This window comes from Hungatella sp. SL.1.14, assembly GCF_024460495.1.
Taxonomy (GTDB): domain Bacteria; phylum Bacillota; class Clostridia; order Lachnospirales; family Lachnospiraceae; genus Hungatella; species Hungatella hathewayi.
The window spans coordinates 1-315 of the sequence record NZ_JANFYJ010000235.1; the positions used below are offsets into that span (position 1 = coordinate 1).

Annotated in this window: 1 protein-coding gene; it reads right to left on the reverse strand. The window is 40.3% G+C overall.

Features of this window, described 5'->3' with window-relative positions; translation table 11 throughout:
* Positions 1-91: 91 nt before the first annotated feature.
* Positions 92-220 carry a hypothetical protein gene (locus tag NE473_RS30815; RefSeq protein WP_256265617.1) on the reverse strand — a complete coding sequence of 43 codons (129 nt, stop codon included), beginning with the start codon at positions 218-220 and terminating at the stop codon, positions 92-94.
* Between the last annotated feature and the right edge of the window lie 95 nt (positions 221-315).

Consider the following 315-nt stretch of genomic DNA (forward strand, 5'->3'; position numbering starts at 1 on the left):
CTTCAATTTTCACGTTCGTATTTTCCTTCATATAGTCATCGATAATCATCTGTTCCACCAGACCCTGACCATTTTTTCTGTCCGGCAGGTTCTAGAAAACTTTTAATGTAATGGTGCCGTTGTCATTTTTTGCCGTTGTCTCCGATTTGGAACCACAGCCTGTTAAAGACGATGCCAGCATGGCCGCCGACAGTACCACCGATACTAATTTATGCTTCATGATTGAAACCTCCCTGTTTTGTCTTATATTCAACTCTCTGCGCGCGCTTTTTATTTGATAGTTAAATTCTACCATCGATTATATGGAAAAAACAG